The following is a 17,421-nucleotide window of genomic DNA, read 5'->3' as shown; positions in this document are numbered from 1 at the left end:
AGATTTTAGAATCTAATCGTTTAGATTCCTCCTGTATGTTTGTATCTCCGTATTTTATTAAGAGTGGTAGTGTTTTTTGCTCTAAGTGCTTATGCTTCAAGGTATTTTAGGACATTTTTTAGTTTTATGGGGGGATAGAATCCCACCTTAAGTGTGTCAAAAAGTGTGCCAAAATATAAGGCAATTTGCTTAAAGCTAAACTAATCCCGATTTACTAATCCTTAGAGGGTGAAACATAAGCGCAATTTCACTCAAAGCCAAAACAAAAGCGCGATAAGCCAACATGGGATTATTTAAAAGAGAATTTTAAGGCTATAAGCAATTTTGGCATCTGGTATCTTAGCAGTCAAAAGCATAAGACTTCCGCTTGTGTTTGCTATGATTTTTACACCTTTAGGATTTGGCTACATTCTATCTCACTACAAACTTACACTTTTTACAAAACACAAAACATTTCACAAAACAATCACAAAATCACTTTATGCCATTTATCAGCCTTTATGTGGGGTATTTGTGTTGCATATAAATGCGGGAATGGGGATAAAGACCAATCAAAAAAGGAGAAAAAATGAAAATACACAAAATCAATTCCTACAGCAGGAACGATATTATTTATATAGATGCGACATTGGCAGATGTGGGACGCTTGCGTTTTAGCACAAAATTACGAGCGACAAAAGAAAATCTCGCTACAGTCTTACTAGAGGGCAAGAATCTTGTCTATGAATATCTGGGGCAAAATAAGCAACAACACCAACAGAAGCTTACTTTTGCTGTGATAGGCGAGGCATTCCTTGATGAGCAACCCTATCTCAAACACCAAACATTACTCAAATACAAATCCAACCTTAAAAGCATCGTTGCATACTTTGGGAGCAAAGATTTAAGACTTATCACGCAAGAGCAAGTCAAAGCCTACGCACAAGCTAATCATACTGCTTCTGCAAAAATTAATTTTCTCAACAGACTTATCACCTTTGCGAAAGATACGCACAAGCTCAACATAAAGCCGATACGATTTAGAAAGCACATCAATCAGGCAGAGCTACAAAGACAAATCCTACCTCTTAGCCTCGATGAAATCAAGCTCATTTTGTCCGTTTGCCAAGATCACTATTTTAAGCTTTTTTTGCAAGTGGCTATTTTTACAGGTATGCGCACAGGAGAGCTGTTCGCACTGACCTTTGATGATGTGGATTTTGAAAATGATAAAATCTGTGTGTGCAAATCCCAAGAGCGCGCAAGGAAAGTCATCACTTCCACGAAAACGCACAAATCCCGTTATATAGATATGCTCCCTTTAGCCAAAGCCGCCCTTTTGGAGTTGGAGCGCATACACAAAACTACGGCACAGAGAAGTGAAATGATTTTCACCTTTACCCCCGAAAATGCCTTATTCAAATGGCATACTTTACTTGAATCTCTAAATCTCGCCAAACGCCCACTTTATCAGACCCGACACACCTTTGCGACCCTTATGCTTACGCACAATGAGGAGATTCTGTGGATAAGCGCAATGCTAGGACATAAATCCTTAAGCACTACGCTTGATTATTATGTCAAATATCTCCCTCAAGCAAAAAAGCGCGCAACATTTTTAGATGATGCGTTTCAAGGAGGCATATAATGGAAATTTGCTACGAATGCACATTATGTGGGGAAGAAAACATCACTATTTTTGATGATGATGTTTGCACACCAAGCGAAATCACCATCACTTGCACTTGCATACACTGCCTCCATGAGCAAGAGATACATATATCAATCTCTCAAAGTGAGGTGTAAAATGAAAGAGCTAGAGTGTGAGATTTTGAGTAGTTTTATAAACTACCCCGAAAAGATGAATGATTTTTTTAATGTGTGTCCTAGAAAATGTTTCAGTGATGATGCCAAAGAGGCTTTAAATATTATAGAAACTCTCCAAGAAGCAAATGCCTTAAGTCATTCTAGCTTTGCCAATGCTTTAAGTGTGAAAGATTCTCAAGATGAGAATTTTTTAAATATTTTAAGTGCGTTGCCTAATCCCAATGTGGAAAACCTTGCAGCACCCTTTGTGCAAAGCTACCTTTTAGAATCCCAAAGGCAAGCAGCCCTCACTCTCTTAAGGGCGAGTGATAATAATACCTTGCTTACCTTAGAAGAAGTGATGCCTAGCATTGAACAAACCAATTACAGGACATTATCGCAATGGAAAGAGTTTTATGCAAATGCTCCCAAAATGCCAAGCTTTAAAACGGGTATTGATTTTTTGGATTCTGTATTTAATGGAGGGCTTGATGTCGCTCAATTAGTGCTTATCAGTGGCGATCCTGAAGCGGGTAAAACGACTTTGGGGTTACAAATCTTAGAATACATCGCTAAAAATAATAAAATATGCTTCTTTAGCTTTGAATTTCCTATACATCAATATCTCCAACGCAAAGCCCAAGATAAAACCATAAAAGCAGACAATATGATCATCTTGGACAATGGCTATGAGATATACCAAATAGCCCAAAATATTAAAAACCTTTACAAGCAAGGGGTGAGAGTATTTCTTATAGATTCTCAAATGCGCATCGTTAGCCCAAATGGACGCAATATGGAGGAAGAAGAAAGCCTTAAATTCTCTTGTCTTGCTAAATTGTGTCATAGCCTCAATATCCTTGTATTTCTTATCGTGCAAACAAGCAAAGGCGATAGGGATAATCCTATGGGCAGTAAAAAGGGCGGACATGAGGCGAGTATCATTATCCGCATAGAGCATGACAAGCCGGAGAATGCAAACCTAAGAGAATTTAGTGAGGATTCAAGGATTGTCATTTTAAAGAAAAACAAACAGACAGGTAAGCACTACAAAGAGCGTGTCGCTTTTGACAGCACAAAAGGTAAATTTTACTCTCTCACAAGCCAAAGTGAGCGAGAGCATTTAACAGAAATAGATTTGCCAGAGATTTTTTAAGGAGGAAGTATGAAAGCCAATATGATACAAGGCAAAAACGCGTCTTATAACAATGCTTATTATTATGTGTTTAATAACTACATATACCGCTATGACGGAAAATTAGTAGATATATGCGTCCATATAGGAGCAAGCAGATGCGAGGCAGCTTTAAAAGAGCATTTAGAGAATCACCATCACAAAAGGAGTTTATCATGATACACAAAACAAAAATCACCCAAAATTTTACTATCGTTCCAAACGATGTCATAAAGGATTCTAGCCTTAGTATCGGAGCGAGAATGCTCTATACTTTGATACTAAGTTTCCCTAAAGAGTGGAATCTTAATATTGCGCATTTGGCAAAGCTCCTTAATATCTCTGAAAATACTGCGAGAAAATACAGAAACGAGCTAGTCAATGCGAACATTATCACCTTCAAACAAGAGCTAGATTCTCAAGGCAAATTTACGCATAATTTTAGCTATTCTTGCCAAAACCTAGAGATAGAAAATATCCAAGAAATACAAGAGCACAGCCAATCTTATCCGTTTAACAAAAAACCCGTATGCGGAAAAAATGAGGACATAATAAATAATAATATTATAAATAACAAAGACTATAGCAAAAGATTGCTTTTTGTCGTTATGGAATCTTTTAGGCAATTTAGCGATACTAAAAAGCCAAAGTCCCAAAAGCTCACGCAAGATGAAATGCTCTCTCACCTCAATACGCAGGAAAAACAAGCTTACTATGACTTTATAAGCTATCGCAAGGAAAAAGGTTTTGTAGCCAAAAGCACGATGATAAGCATCACAAAGGACTTTTTGAGCTTAAAAAATGTCGGTGCAGACCTAAGGGAATGCGTGGATTTGTGTATTAATCGTGGGTGGAGTGGGATAATGTGTGCGCATAAAAGCCTTACACGCAAGCTCCATTACCCCACCTATGCAAAACCAAAGCAAAATGACGCTTTAGCCAACTTAGAGCTTTAAAAAAGGAGGCTTAAATGGATAAAAATGACTTTTTAAATGCAATCAAGAGCGATGAGCGCATCAAACTTAATGATTTCGCCGTGCAAAAGCTGGCAATCTTTTTGCGCAAGATAGATCATCAAAAGCCTGAAGATAATGGACTTTTGCAAGTGTTTTTAGTCAAGCTCTCCACCTATCAAAAATCGCGCATTTACAGCAATGATTTTTACAGACTTTTGTTTGAATGTGTGCAAGAGCAGGCAGACTTTGAAGCGAAAAATCACAAGATTAAAGACTTCACCAAGACGCGATATGAAGAAGAGGAGCTGCTGAAAAACTTTTTTATCCAAAGTCGGCTTAATGCGTTAGGATTGAGCTTTATCCAAACTTTGGGGCTACACTATGCCTAAAAATGCAAAGGTGCATACCGGTAGCTTTTATCTTGATAGTAAGATTCTGCACACCATTGAGTATTTATCGCAATATTTAAATGTGAGCAGGAGTATCATCGTAGAGCGGTCTTTATACGGAAAGGAGGAAGGATATGAAAAGGCTAAACGACACATTATGCCTAAAAAAAAGAAAGAAATTTCTTTTGAGAGAGGTAAATATAAAAAAATTAAAAAAAGCCGCAAAAAAACACAATATGAGCAAAAATCTTTATTTGATTATGTGTGTTTGTGATTACTTGAGATATGAGAAAGAGAATAATTTGCTTATCTATGCAGATTCACAGCTTTTTAGCGAAGTTTTATCACAAAAGGAGCTAGGTAAATGATAACAAACATCGCACAAATCAAAGCCCAAGCCAATATAGTGGATATTATCTCAAGCTTTATCCCGCTCAAAAAGGCAGGAGCGAACCACCAAGCAAACTGCCCTTTTCACGATGAAAAAAGCGCGAGTTTTGTTGTGAGTGAGAGCAAGGGGATTTTTACTTGTTTTGGTTGTGGCAAAAGCGGAGATGTTTTTGTCTTTATCCAAGAATACAAGCATATTTCTTTTAACGAAGCGGTAGAAGAAGTCGCGGAGCTTTGCGGGATTGAGACTATCAAATCCTATACGAAAAAGGATAATTACAAAACACTCACCCAAAAATACGAGACACTTTTTACCTATGCTAAAAACGCACTCCTAGCTAATAGCCAGGTAAGCCAATATCTTTTTAATCGCGGTTTAACCCACGATGATTTTGCGGAGTTTAGCATAGGTTTGATGCCAGAGGTAGCCACAATAAGACAGATATTTACAGAGCAAGAAGCCCTAGAGTTAGGCATATTTAAAAAACGACAAACAGGCAGTATTTATACGCCTTTTGCTCACAGAATCATTTTTGCGATACGAAACAGCGCGCATAAGATCATCGCTTTGAGCGGACGCACACACCCTTATGCGAAATTCACAAATGCCCCTAAATATATCAATTCTCAAGAAAGCCACCTTTTTAAAAAATCCCTTACCCCCTATCTTTTATCCCATGCTAAGAGTGCAATCAGTAAGAGCAAACAAGCCATTATCGTAGAGGGATATATGGACGCCATAGCCTTGCATAAATTAGGCTTTAAAAACGCCATAGCCACATGCGGGACAGCCTTAAACATAAGCTTTTTAAACACTATTATCAAAATATGCCAAGAGGTAAGCTTCTATCTGTGCTTTGATAAAGACAGCGCGGGGCAACAAGCCACAAAAAGAGCCATAGAGTTATTATTAAAGCATCGCATTTATACGAGCTATGTTTTAATCCTTAAAGGCGATTACAAAGATATAGGGGATTATTTGGAGCAGACCAAAGGGCGGATTCAAGAGCAAGAATCCTATGATTACTCCTCTTTATTTAGGGCTATTCCTATCATACAATATCTTATTTTGACGCTATTACGAGCAGCGCAAAGCCCCAAAGAAAAAGATGAGATAGTGCTTTATTGCAAAAGCCTCATAGATAATGAATCAAACTTTTATCAAAAAGAATATCTCCTTAAGACTATCAGTAGCTTTACCAAAATCCCCAAAGAGTATTTTTTAAGCAAAACTATCACCAAGCCCAATCATAGCAGAATCCTTGCTTTGCTTTATGGTATCTATAATGATGAAGAGCTTGCCTTTATCGCAAAAGAAAAGCTTGACTTAAGCGCGATACCCCAAGAATACGCAAAAGACTTGAGCGCATTTTTTGAGACACACACGCTTAGCAAAGAAGCCCTAAAAATCGCTTTAAATACAGATTATGCCCAGCAATGGCATCAAAACACCTTTTACAATGAGATAATGGAATTTAACATCGCTCATGCCAAAGTCAAACAAGCCCTTGCCAAACAAAATAAAGACATACCTAGTATTTGCGCACTGCAAGAGTATATATTAGCGTGTAAGGCAGAAATAAAGCTTAATTTTTTGTTTTAACCCTTTTTAAAAAAGCCAACCTTTGCTACTATTTTTGACGCAGTAGGTTTTCTCTCCTTTTGACCTTGTCGTTTCCTGCTGCGTCTTTTAACCCTTTTATTTCACTCATAACTTTTATACCCTTTCAAGAAAATATACAAAGAGTCGCTAAGAAATGTATTGTTTGAACAAATTACAATCTAGTCTAGCCCAGCATTTAGGGTTAGATTCTCAACATCTTTTAGACATACGACAATCTTTAGAGCACAAAGGCTTTGATGCTATTTTAAAGGGTGATGATTTTATCGCTATAATGCCTAAAGAGGCGGAATTGCCACTGAATGTAAGGGGAGAGGTAGAAGAGTGGGTAAGGGATATAGCGGGCATTCAAAATAAGGAGATTTCTGCGGATTTGAGGCTTTTAGCTCAAAAGCACCCCGAAATGTTTAAAAAGCCAAGCGATGTTTATAAATTGTTTGTGCAAATTAAAAATAACCCTACGCATTTTCTGCCTAATAATAGGGAAGATGTCGCGATGATTGCTAAAATCATTAATGAAAAGAAAATCGGCAAAATGGGAGTAAAAAAAGAGAATGGCGAAGTTGTGCATCTCACAAAAAGAGACATAAGACCAAAAGACATAAAAATAGAGAATCCTTTAGCAGTGGAGCCGCCAACTCACTACCACACTTCCATAAAGGAACAAGGCGATGGTGCAAATGCACATTCACTAAAGGACACCCCCATTATACCCCAAAAACTCCAAGAGTTAGATAAAACTTATCGCACAAAAGAGGAAAAAGAAAAGTTTAAAGCCTTTGACTTTAGTAACACCAAAACTCAAGAAGTCAAAACCACACTCAAAGACTATCTCAATGCACAAAATGTGCTTAATCACACTTTAAAAAGTAGCGATGGCATAGAAGCGACCTTTAGCCTAAACTCTTTCTCAAAAATGACTAGTGATACTGCGATAAAAAAGAGTGTGGATAATGGATTTAGCAGGAATGAGCATTTAAACGCGGTAGCGAATATAAAAGAGATATACAAAAATGCACGATTAAGAGAGACACAACCACACAAAAGCGGGGATAGCAATGTCAAGATTCATCGTTTAGATTCTGAATTTGAAGATAAGGGAGTTTTATTCACACTCAAAGAAAGCTTAGACAAAAATCAAAAGCGACTTTATAGCTTAGAGCTACAATTAATCCCAAGCCTTAAAAGTGCAGATACACCCTTAAATAAAAGCACCGGCAAGGGCAGTTCTAACTCACTACAAGAAACTAAAGGTGGAGACAAAAGCCCCGAATCGTCTATTGTTAAAACCGACACCCCCATTATACCCCAAAAACTCCAATGGAGCAAACACACCAACCTTGATGAAACTAGCCTTACTTTATCCAATTTAAAGGGTGATGAGCTTGTGGAGGTAAAGGCTATAAATGAACTAAAAGCGCAGATTATACAAAGCCTAGATACCCTCGCGACCGAACATCTCCCTCAAACTATCAGCAAAGCAGAGTTTTTGCAAACAGGATTAGAGCAAGTTATAAATAAATCAAATTTTTTAAAACATATTCAATCAAAAAATGATAGCTTTAATAGAATAAAATATTTAAATCTTATAGAACCTACATTAAAGCGTCCGAATATAGAATTTACAGAAGGTGAAAAAAAAGGATATATAAAAATCTTTATAGGTGATGATAAAAAGCTATTTTATGTTTTGATCACAGAACAAGAAGATAAATTATTAATCACAGGCATTCCAACAACCAAAAAGAGAGAGGTGATAAGGCAGATAAATAAGGCAGATTCAATAAGAGGCGTGACTCATAGTGGAGATGAGCTACCCGCCACAGCCTTAGCAAATGCTAATAAATCCACAACCGCTAACCCCATTATACCCCAAAAACTCCAATGGAGCAAACACACTAACCTTGATGAAACTAGCCTTACTTTATCCAATGGTAAAAAGCTCCTTATCCACAAAGACAGCTTTGATAATATCTATATCCAAAGCGATATGCAGCCCTCACAAGCTCGTAGCTATGATGAGCTTAAAATCAATCAGTCCCTAAGCGATTTTGAAAAGTATAACATTGAGCAAAAATTTATCAACCATATGCGCAATAAAAAGCAATTACTCAAGCCTCAAAGTGCAGATGAGATAATACAATCAGAAATCACAAAAGCCCAAGAAGAATCCAAATCCAAGCAGAGATACCTTGAAACCAAACATAAGCAAGAAGCAATCTTGCAAGAAAAAGAAGCAAACCTCAATAAAAGAATCGATGAAGTCGCACTCTCACAAGGAGAATCTATCCCCTATAAACCTATCAGAGACACAAAGATTATCCTAAGCGATGACACACCCGCTTTGAGCGCGCAATATGTCATCATTGATTATCATGATATTGTGCCTATTTTTGAGAGAAGCCAAACGCAAGGCAGAGTCATCAAACAAGAAAAAGTCATACAAAATATTATCAATGACTTTAATCCCGATTTACTAATCCCCAGAGAGGGAGGCGCAGATGGAGCACCTATTATCACCAAAGACGGACAAGTGATCGCAGGCAATCACAGAGCCTTAAGCTTACAGACCATACTTGACGCACCACAACACCAAGATAAAGCCTTGCGATATAGAGAATCTGTCAAAGACTTTTTACACATTGATTTAGAGCCGACACAAATGATCGTGCGTAGAGTGAATGACAATGTCAGCCAAGAAGACATACTCTCCCTAGCCTTTAGCTCCAATAAAGGCAGAGAATCTACAATGGGTGAAAAGGCTTTATCAAACCTTGCCTACTTCAAGCAAAATATGTCCTATCTCCCCCAACATATAGAGAGTGAGAATGTCGATGAGCTTAAATCCTTTGTCGCCTCTATCTTAGACAAACAAGGCGGAGGCTTAGATACTTTTAATACCAATCTCGCATTATTAGCACACATCGCACCCAATGCCAAAAACGCAGATATTATAAGTGCGCTAGATTCTATCAAAGGCAGCCCCGATGAGCGTGTGAAGCTTATCAATATGTTTGTGGATAATGCAGGGAGCTTTTATAACCTTAGTCAAAACAAGCTTTTACCCAGCCTTGATTTAAGGGCGTATTTGAGTGAGAGCATACTCAATGTGAGCAGGAGGCACTCTACCCGCGCCCTTGATTTAGAAAACCTCAATATATCGATCAATGATTTTCTTAACGCAGGAGAGGAAGGACAAAAGGCAATATTAGCCCTTGATAGTGATAAGGTAAAGCATCTTATCAGTGATGCGCTTAGTGTAGCCCTAGCAAAGTTTGTGCGACAAGAAAACCCAAGCACCGCATTGTATGAAAGTCTCAAAAATGCTCCCAAAGCCCTAGAAGAACAAACCCAGCCCACACTTTTAAGTGAGGGCAAACCTTTGAGTGCAGTAGATATTTATGACTTTGTGCAATACCTTATCTCTGAAGGACAAAGCAGCAAACAAACAAGTGAGCTTATAGCGTTATTGCCTAAGCTAAGGGAAGCAGAATCAAAAACTTTTCAAGATTCTAAGGCAACACAAGAGCTAGAAAATATTGTTTTTAACGACAAAAAAGGTAATGAAAAAATACTTACCAAAGAAGTGCAAGAACAATGGCTCAAGACTTTTAATCTTAAAAGTTTAGATGAGGATTTTATCCCACACATTGCACAAGAGGCTAAAGAGGCGTTGGAAAAGCAGGGATTTAGTGGAGAGATACACCTTAAAAGCGGGAGTTTAGTGAAGCTTATTAAAGAAAATCGCTTGAAATATTTAGACAGAATTAAGCCCACTTTAGAAACACCCGACAAAATCATAAGACAAGACGAAAGCACGATTATTTTTGCAAAAGATTTTAACGACAAAAAGTATTTTACAAGCGTGAGCCGCAATCAAAGCGGAGAATGGATTGTCAGAAGTAATGCACCAAAAAGCGAAAATGGACTTAATAATAAAGTAGCACAAGGCGGGGAAGTGATATTTGACAGACAAGCCCCCGCTCAGATTAACGCTAACGAGGCTTACGATGATATAGCTAAATCTAATACCAAACTTGACAACGCCATTATACCACAAAGAAAGGGAACTTATGATAATAGCATTACTCACGATTCTAAGCTTGATCACTCTAGCAATAGCGATACTGATACCTTATATCCTCTATCAGGAAGCCACAGCCAAGAGCGCGGAGGAGTGGAATCTTATTCGGGAGCTAGAGAAGCATTCACCTACCATACCAAAGAACCTCAAGCAATCGCAACCTTACGAAAAGAGCTAAAAGACGCCCTAAGCCCTTATCTCAATAGAGAGATTATCAATAAGCAAACAGGCGATAGTGCGCAAATATCCAATAAAGGCATTAAAAAAATGTCCAGCTCTGAAGCAGTTAAAAAGTCTATGGCTAACGGATATACAAGAGATGAACATTTTAAGGTAGCAAGTGCGGTAAAAGAGATTTTTGAAAATGCAGATTTGCAAAAAATCACTAAAGATTTAAAACATAACGACCCAAATGTAAAAATCTATCGTTTTATACAAGAAGTATCAGTAAATGAAAAACCAGCAAACGCACTTATAACGCTAAAGGAAACCATAGAGAGAGGTAAAAAGATTTATAGCATAGAGCTTGAAAGTCTTGACCCCTTGCCCAAAAATCAAATAGCGGGCAAACTTGACAAGCAAGGGCAATTTTCTCTCACTAAAGACAACAGCACCGCTAATGTTGCGCCTATTGAGAAAACCGATAATGATATTATACCACAAAGCAAAGCCAAACAAAAGCTAGAAAAACAAATCGCACAATACGAGGATAGAATCCGCATTTTGGATAAAAAGCTAAGTAGTGCAGGAGAAGTGGCAAGAAAAAATTATGATGCAAATTTCGCAGAAAGAGAGCTTTATCAAGAGCTACTCTTCAAAGCCAAAAAGGCATATTATGATATTCCAGAACCTAGCGAGGATTTGCCCTATCGGAAGTTTTTTAAAGCACAGAGTAAAACAAAGCTAGAAGACATTTTCAGCGGAGCGGAAGAAGCTATGAAGCCTGAGAATCTTAAAGAATTTTTGCACAAAAGGGGGAATGAATATTATCTTAAAGCTTTCAGAAAATATCTTTTTGACCCTCATTCTTTGAGCTTTAAGCACGAGATAGAAATAGCACAAAAAGACATTATACTACTAAAAAGATATGCAGCAGCAAATGCTCCCTATTCAAGAGATTTAGAGCTAAGAAATGGAGCAGAGTTTAGAGCAGAGATTGAACGAGCCTTTGACATTCACCCTATAAAAGACTTTGGCACAAACTATGCAGAATTTTACCACGATGGCAAAGGAGCGATAAATAAGCTACTTCACGAAAAACAAGGGCAAGTGAGTGGGGCGTTTTATAGAGAGGATTTAAAAGAGCTTAGCGGTAATGGTGAAATTGATTTGGTATGGGGGGATTCTAAGTTTGGGCTAAAGCATATTTTAGACAAACACGAAAAAGAGTTTAGCGACATTGCACAAGAGCTTAGCGAGATAGTGGAGAGAGGCGTATTAGAAAAAGCAAAAGATAATAAATACACACTTAAAACGCAAAAACATACTTTGGTTTTAGGGCAAAGGGAAAATAACGATTTTATCATCACTGCTTACAAAGATAGGAGAAACGAAAAGCTTGGGAATCATCAGACCGTTGTCGGTGATGATTTTACAGATGAACCACTAGCAAAACAGCCTCTTTCATCTAACCAAAATGACATTATACCACGATTTGAGAATCATTTATCAGAAAACAAGAAGTTCAAGATAGAGTTTTTAGAAACATTAGATTTAAATCCTTTGGAATATAATTTTTTAAGAGATAAAATCTTAGGAGCTAAAGCTTTAAAGCAAGATGTTAGCCAACAAATAAGAAATAAATTACAAGAATCTCTAAACCTCCACCCCAACCCCGCCTTTGGCACAAACTATGCGGAGTTTTACCATGATGGTAAGGGAGCGATAGACAAGCTAATTGACGAATATTATCAATGGCAAATGCTATTTAAAGACCCTAACGAGTTTAGCGGACAAGTTGCAGGGGCGTTTTATAGAGAGGATTTAAAAGAGCTTAGCGGAAATGGTGAGATTGATTTGGTATGGGGGGATTCTAAGTTTGGACTAAAGCATATTTTAGACAAACACGAAAAAGAGTTTAGCGACATTGCACGAGAGCTTAGCGAGATAGTGGAGAGAGGGGAGTTAAAAAAAGATGACAAAGGACGCTTAAGGATTGAAACACAAAATTATATTATAGGTGTTAAAGATAATTGGAAAGGCGAAAAAACAAATAATTGGATAGTAACAGCGTATGAGAAAAAAGGAGGTGGTGGAAGTTTATATACATCTCCACACAATGACTTAGGCGAGATTCTGCCTAAAACTCCTAACGACATTATACCACAAAGCAAAATCCAAAGCAACCCACACATAGGCAGTGGATTAGTAGGAGGAAGCCTTGCAGGAGTAGAAGAAGACGAGAGTGGGAATCTCACCTTTGATCCTAGTAAGTTTGCTTTAGGATTCTTAGGAGCAGCAGTAGGGAGTAAGGCAGTAGCAAAGGGCTTTCAAACTTTAAAGGCTAATCCACAACTAAAAGAAGCAGTGGTAAAAGAGCTAGGCAATGCTTTAGCTTTAGGCTTTGAAAGCGCAAAAGCAAAATACCCCATTTTGCAGACTTTAGAGCCTAGATATATTGTCAAAAATGAAAAAGGCAGAATCGCACAGGCTAAAGCAATGCTTAGTAAGCTTGAGCAAAGAGAGCAAAAGGGCATCTATAATGTCGCTTATAATGGCAAAAATGCCACAAAGGTTTATAAGGATTTAGAAAAGATTGACGAGGCAATTGTGTTGGAGAGAGGCACAAAGAGAAAAGGGGGAGTGCATATAAAATTATCTCACAGCACAGATACACAACAACAAGGCTATGTAACACATCAAGAAGTCGCAAATCTTGGCAAAAACATTCGTAAATATATAGCAAAATATCATGACCCTTTCATTGATTCCAATGGAGCAAGGCTCTATGAATGGCAAGATAAAGAGGGTGTGAAATTTCGGGTAGTTGTTAATGACTTGCAAGAAAGCAGCGGTGGCAACTCACTCCTGCCCTCCGCTACGGAAGAAATTATAACATTCTACTCTGACAGAAACCTTAAAAATCCGATGAGTTTTAAGAATCCAAGTTTAAAATAATCTAACTTTAATAAGCTTGATACTTACTAAAATATTCCTTTTTTTCAAAACTTGATTTGAAATTGTTTGGAATCTTTGCGCAAAATTCACATAGTAACTGAAATTGCATCGGTGCATCGTGATTGACTTGTTTTACCCTAAGGGTTACATTACAGATATTATCATAGTGGATAAGATTAGCCAAATCTTCTGCATAGATTCGCGGGACATAGCCCACAATCTCCACAGGGTCTTTTGTGCGAATGAGTAAGGCATCACTATCGTATTCATTTTGAATATCTCTCATTAAATAAAGTTTTTCTTTAGGCTCAAGGCTTTTAACTCTCTTTTGATAGCTTGGGATAAGGTGGCTAATACCATGTGTAAAAAAATCAATTTTATACTCTTTTTTGTCGTTTGGAATCAAGTAAAGTTCAATGCTATCAGTTGCGCGAATGCCGTTGTTTCTAGCGAGCTCATCAAGTGGCGTGCTATGCTCATCAAGTCCTAACCATTGCTGATAAAGCTTGTATTCAGGGCGACTTTTGGATAAAAGCCTATTTGCAAATACAGGCAATAACACATCTTCAGAGGTGTAAAGACTTTCTAAATCATTCATTCTAGCAAAAGGATAGAATCCTTGCTCTTGCGCCTCTTTCACGCCATTGGTATAATAAAATTCATATTGTTGGTTATTGTAGCTTAAGTGCCCAATCGGAATCCATTTGCGCGTTTTTGGTGCTTGCCAAGATACTGCTAGATTGATATTACTCATTTGTTTCCTTTGTTTTAAGTGCTTGAATATTGATTTGTAGCATTTTAAGCACAAATTCCTTTTTTTCTCCACTTATTAAATTTTGCGGTATTTTATTCAAGATTCTATGATATTTATCTTGTGAAACACTTGAAATTTTTTCTATCCATTCTGATACGATAGATTTTATCTCTCTTTTTGATTTTAAAAGTTCATCAAGCACTTCATAAGTGCTAAGCTTTTTGTTGTTTTTGTAAAAAGGTGTCCTTGCTTTTTTGCAAAATGTAGAAGTAGTATAATTCTTATCTTTTGAGCTTAAACGCTTTTTTGCTTCTTCTGTGCTTACCTTTGAAGCGCAACCCGCTGCATGGTCAAAGCTCGGAGCAAGTGTAAAAGATTTTTTCTTTGCGTCATAGATGATTCCCCAATTCTCATGATGCCTATCGGTATTGCCAATAAGCATATCAAATACCAAATAGCCTACAAATTTTTCCAACATCTCTTTATCAAACGAATAAAACAATATAATAGGTTTATCAATAGTGTATTCTCTTAATTTGTATCTTTTGTCTTTGTGATAATCCTTAAAAAATTTAGCCAGCAATTCATTACCTAAAACTAACCTAGAATCATCATTGAGAAAATTCTTACTCGCAATACCCTTTTTCACTATGCCATTTTTAAAAAGAGCAAGTTTATATTCTGCACAAGGCAATTGTATCAATTTTGCAATTTCATAGGCAATCTTTTCACTGACATTTTCATCTGTATTTTCTCTACCAATCTTAAAAAGATATTTTGTATTTTCCTTAAATGTCCAAAATTTTTCTTTTGTCCCTAGTGGCTCAACTAATGTTTTACTATCAAATTCCAACATTTTAAAATAAATTAATCTCCTAAAATAGCTGAATAATATAGCATTTTTTACTTAAATTAACCCTTTTTTAAAATTTTAATTTATTGCACAATGCCTAAAAATAAAAAAGGCAAGGAGTGATAAATGTTTTACACTATCGTTTTGCAAAGAAAATCCGAGCATAAGGATATTAAAAAACTTAAAAATGGTCAAATAGTGGGAGAAATCGAAGATTCTACCTTAGGAGTGCTTAGTGTTTATGAGCATCAAGATGAGACAAGTGCAGGGCGTGAGATTCTAAACTTTTTTACTTGTGAGAATATCGGACCTAGCACAGACACACCAAAACAAGACAAACGTATTATAGCGCGTGAGTATCAGTTAGAATGGACAAATACATGTCAAAATGCCTCTTTAGCTAGAACTTATCCGCAATGGAAAGCAGAGAATAATAAAGAGCTTATTAAAGAGTGGATGAATGATCCTAAGTTTATCAATACAGCTTTATGGCTAAAGAGCAAGGATTTGCCATCTTTTGCAGGTAGGCGTATTTTAATCCATGTAGGAAATTATCCGCAAGATACCAAAGGGTGTATTTTGTTAGGTAAGTCTAAAGGTAATGGCACAGTGCATAATAGCATCGAAGCGTGTAAAGATTTCTTTGACTTTGTGAAAAAAGTCGGTATTGAGAATATCAGAGGGCTTGTAGTCAGAGAGATAAAAGGATAAAAATGAATAGTTGGTTTAGTTTTTTGATTGCGTTTGGCATTATGGTTTTGGTGCTCGTGTGTTTGTCGGTGTTTCTTTACCTTAGGGCTTTTGGTTTTAAAGATAGCCTTAGGGTTCATATAAGACGCACGATTTTTCTCTTTAGGTGGTTTGTCATCGGTAAATATCACTGCAATATGCCTCCCCAACAAAAGTCTTTTTTTGTCGCGATACATAAGCTCTTTTGGGGAGGAGTGGTGATCGGTTGGACATTGTTTTTTGCAAAAATTTTGACTTTATGAAAGGGCGATTAAATGGACACATTATTATATCTATTCCCTAATGTCGAGCATTATATTGAGTTGATACCTGTAGCGTGCGTGGGGATACTTAGCGGGATAGTGAATTATTTTAACCTCGAGGAGAAAAAGCCCAGCAAACTTTACGCGCTTAAAATCGTTTGCACGAGTGCTTTTATTGCCCTTACTGCCTACACGATACTTAGCGCGACAGATTTGCCATATCTGGCTAAAGTAGGGATTAGCGCGGCGATAGGATTCTTTGGGATTGATAAAGCTCTTGAATACATACAAAAGATTATCGCGCTGAAGAACAACGGCGGAATGAGCGATCAAGATAAAAAAGCACAAAAGGCTAAAGAGCGCGAGACACCAAACCCACAAAGCACAAAGGAGAATGAATGAGGCTTACAAAGATTATCCGATTTGTCATAGGCTTTATCCTTGTGTGCAGTATTGCTTTAAATATAGAAATATATTTTAAGTATAAAAACGCGATTGATTTGCTATTCACGCACAATATGGTGAGTATCTTAAATCATAATCACTACACTCAAGAACAGAAAAATGAGTATTTAAAGAGATTAGCAAAAATGGAGTATGCCACACTTTATCGCGTAAGAGCAAAGGCAGTAGTTGATGACATAAAAAAGACAGGATATGTTATCCTCTCCCACACTTACAGCGGAAAAGAGCTAGACACACACGCACACACACTTAATAAGATGATAGATGATGAGATAACCTTGCTTGTCAAAGAATATTATTAAGTTTTTTATAAAAGGAGTAAAAATGCTTAAAGACTTTCTATCTCTCCCGCAGGAGATAAAAGAGCTAAAAAAAGAGATTCTGTCTTTAAGGGCGCAAGTAGCAGAGCTTACACGCTCAAAGCCTACGAAAAAGATTTGCCAAAATTCCAGCGCGCAGGAAGAAGTCATTTTGTGTAGGAGAGATGAAAAGGGGAGATTTTGCAAGGTCCATACAAAATAATCCCTTTTTTGGTGATAGCTCTTGTCTTTAGCGCGTGTGCAGAGCCTAGAGTGGTGTATAAAGAAGTGCTAATCCCTACAAAATGCGACATTCCCAAGCGACAAAGACCCAAAAAGCAAGACAATATTATCGCCTACTTAAAAGAGGTGTTGATGTATAGTGAGGGGTTGGAGAAGGATTTGAGTTTTTGCAGGGGGGAGTAGCATTCAGCTTTGGGTAATCATTGCGTGGATTAAGTATTTTTTAGGGGAATATCGCAGACTTTAGTCTAGCTCACCCCTAAAAAATACTTAAAACCGCCCAAGCAATACCGCGAATC

General features: G+C 37.3%; 17 protein-coding genes. 15 read left to right on the top strand and 2 right to left on the bottom strand.

Annotated elements, in window-relative coordinates:
- Positions 1–568 precede the first annotated feature (568 nt).
- The 9 genes from LS68_RS09330 (at position 569) to LS68_RS09300 (ending at position 13,516) form a co-directional block, all read left to right on the top strand.
- Positions 569–1,627 (top strand): site-specific integrase, encoded by a 1,059-nt coding sequence (locus LS68_RS09330; RefSeq protein WP_138091474.1) that lies wholly within the window; start codon positions 569–571, stop codon positions 1,625–1,627.
- Positions 1,627–1,785, top strand: a complete 159-nt coding sequence (locus LS68_RS09640; RefSeq protein WP_158621841.1) for a hypothetical protein — start codon at positions 1,627–1,629, stop codon at positions 1,783–1,785. The genes LS68_RS09330 and LS68_RS09640 overlap by 1 nt, the downstream gene beginning before the upstream one ends.
- Before the next feature lies 1 nt (position 1,786).
- Positions 1,787–2,941: a DnaB-like helicase C-terminal domain-containing protein gene (locus LS68_RS09325; protein WP_034373914.1), complete on the top strand. Its 1,155-nt coding sequence runs from the start codon at positions 1,787–1,789 to the stop codon at positions 2,939–2,941.
- Between the two features lie 9 nt (positions 2,942–2,950).
- Positions 2,951–3,139 (top strand): hypothetical protein, encoded by a 189-nt coding sequence (locus LS68_RS09635; RefSeq protein WP_034373918.1) that lies wholly within the window; start codon positions 2,951–2,953, stop codon positions 3,137–3,139.
- Entirely contained in the window at positions 3,136–3,915 is a 780-nt protein-coding gene (locus LS68_RS09320) for a helix-turn-helix domain-containing protein (RefSeq protein WP_052100534.1), read from the top strand. Before LS68_RS09635 ends, LS68_RS09320 begins: the two co-directional genes overlap by 4 nt.
- A gap of 14 nt (positions 3,916–3,929) precedes the next feature.
- Positions 3,930–4,304 carry a hypothetical protein gene (locus tag LS68_RS09315; protein WP_034373921.1) on the top strand — a complete coding sequence of 125 codons (375 nt, stop codon included), beginning with the start codon at positions 3,930–3,932 and terminating at the stop codon, positions 4,302–4,304.
- Entirely contained in the window at positions 4,297–4,578 is a 282-nt protein-coding gene (locus tag LS68_RS09310; RefSeq protein ID WP_034373923.1) for a hypothetical protein, read from the top strand. The genes LS68_RS09315 and LS68_RS09310 overlap by 8 nt, the downstream gene beginning before the upstream one ends.
- 90 nt (positions 4,579–4,668) lie before the next feature.
- On the top strand, positions 4,669–6,297 hold the full coding sequence (dnaG, locus tag LS68_RS09305; protein WP_052100535.1) for a DNA primase: 1,629 nt from the start codon (positions 4,669–4,671) through the stop codon (positions 6,295–6,297).
- A 154-nt stretch (positions 6,298–6,451) separates the two neighbouring features.
- The gene (locus tag LS68_RS09300; protein WP_138091467.1) at positions 6,452–13,516 is read left to right on the top strand and encodes a PBECR2 nuclease fold domain-containing protein; all 7,065 of its coding nucleotides are present in this window, start codon (positions 6,452–6,454) and stop codon (positions 13,514–13,516) included.
- A gap of 7 nt (positions 13,517–13,523) precedes the next feature.
- Here the strand turns inward: LS68_RS09300 and LS68_RS09295 are convergent, their stop codons facing one another.
- Positions 13,524–14,270 carry an HIRAN domain-containing protein gene (locus LS68_RS09295; protein WP_034374071.1) on the bottom strand — a complete coding sequence of 249 codons (747 nt, stop codon included), beginning with the start codon at positions 14,268–14,270 and terminating at the stop codon, positions 13,524–13,526.
- On the bottom strand, positions 14,263–15,126 hold the full coding sequence (locus LS68_RS09290) for a HipA domain-containing protein (RefSeq protein WP_034374068.1): 864 nt from the start codon (positions 15,124–15,126) through the stop codon (positions 14,263–14,265). The genes LS68_RS09295 and LS68_RS09290 overlap by 8 nt, the downstream gene beginning before the upstream one ends.
- 123 nt (positions 15,127–15,249) lie before the next feature.
- Here LS68_RS09290 and LS68_RS09285 point away from each other — a divergent pair, with 123 nt between their 5' ends.
- Genes LS68_RS09285 through LS68_RS09260 form a run of 6 tightly spaced genes read left to right on the top strand, consistent with a single transcriptional unit; the run spans position 15,250 to position 17,305 of the window.
- Positions 15,250–15,834 carry a DUF5675 family protein gene (locus tag LS68_RS09285; RefSeq protein WP_034374065.1) on the top strand — a complete coding sequence of 195 codons (585 nt, stop codon included), beginning with the start codon at positions 15,250–15,252 and terminating at the stop codon, positions 15,832–15,834.
- 2 nt (positions 15,835–15,836) lie between these two features.
- Positions 15,837–16,115 (top strand): hypothetical protein, encoded by a 279-nt coding sequence (locus LS68_RS09280; protein ID WP_034374062.1) that lies wholly within the window; start codon positions 15,837–15,839, stop codon positions 16,113–16,115.
- Positions 16,116–16,127: 12 nt separating this feature from the next.
- Positions 16,128–16,517, top strand: a complete 390-nt coding sequence (locus LS68_RS09275; RefSeq protein ID WP_052100546.1) for a phage holin family protein — start codon at positions 16,128–16,130, stop codon at positions 16,515–16,517.
- Positions 16,514–16,882, top strand: a complete 369-nt coding sequence (locus tag LS68_RS09270) for a hypothetical protein (RefSeq protein WP_034374060.1) — start codon at positions 16,514–16,516, stop codon at positions 16,880–16,882. Before LS68_RS09275 ends, LS68_RS09270 begins: the two co-directional genes overlap by 4 nt.
- 22 nt (positions 16,883–16,904) lie before the next feature.
- Positions 16,905–17,102: a hypothetical protein gene (locus LS68_RS09265; RefSeq protein ID WP_034374057.1), complete on the top strand. Its 198-nt coding sequence runs from the start codon at positions 16,905–16,907 to the stop codon at positions 17,100–17,102.
- Positions 17,081–17,305: a hypothetical protein gene (locus LS68_RS09260; RefSeq protein WP_052100545.1), complete on the top strand. Its 225-nt coding sequence runs from the start codon at positions 17,081–17,083 to the stop codon at positions 17,303–17,305. The genes LS68_RS09265 and LS68_RS09260 overlap by 22 nt, the downstream gene beginning before the upstream one ends.
- The last annotated feature ends 116 nt before the right edge of the window (positions 17,306–17,421 follow it).

The organism is Helicobacter sp. MIT 05-5293 (assembly GCF_000765665.2).
Classification (GTDB): domain Bacteria; phylum Campylobacterota; class Campylobacteria; order Campylobacterales; family Helicobacteraceae; genus Helicobacter_C.
The sequence above is the reverse complement of the archived record's forward strand: the minus strand, read 5'-3'. Positions and strand labels throughout refer to the sequence as shown.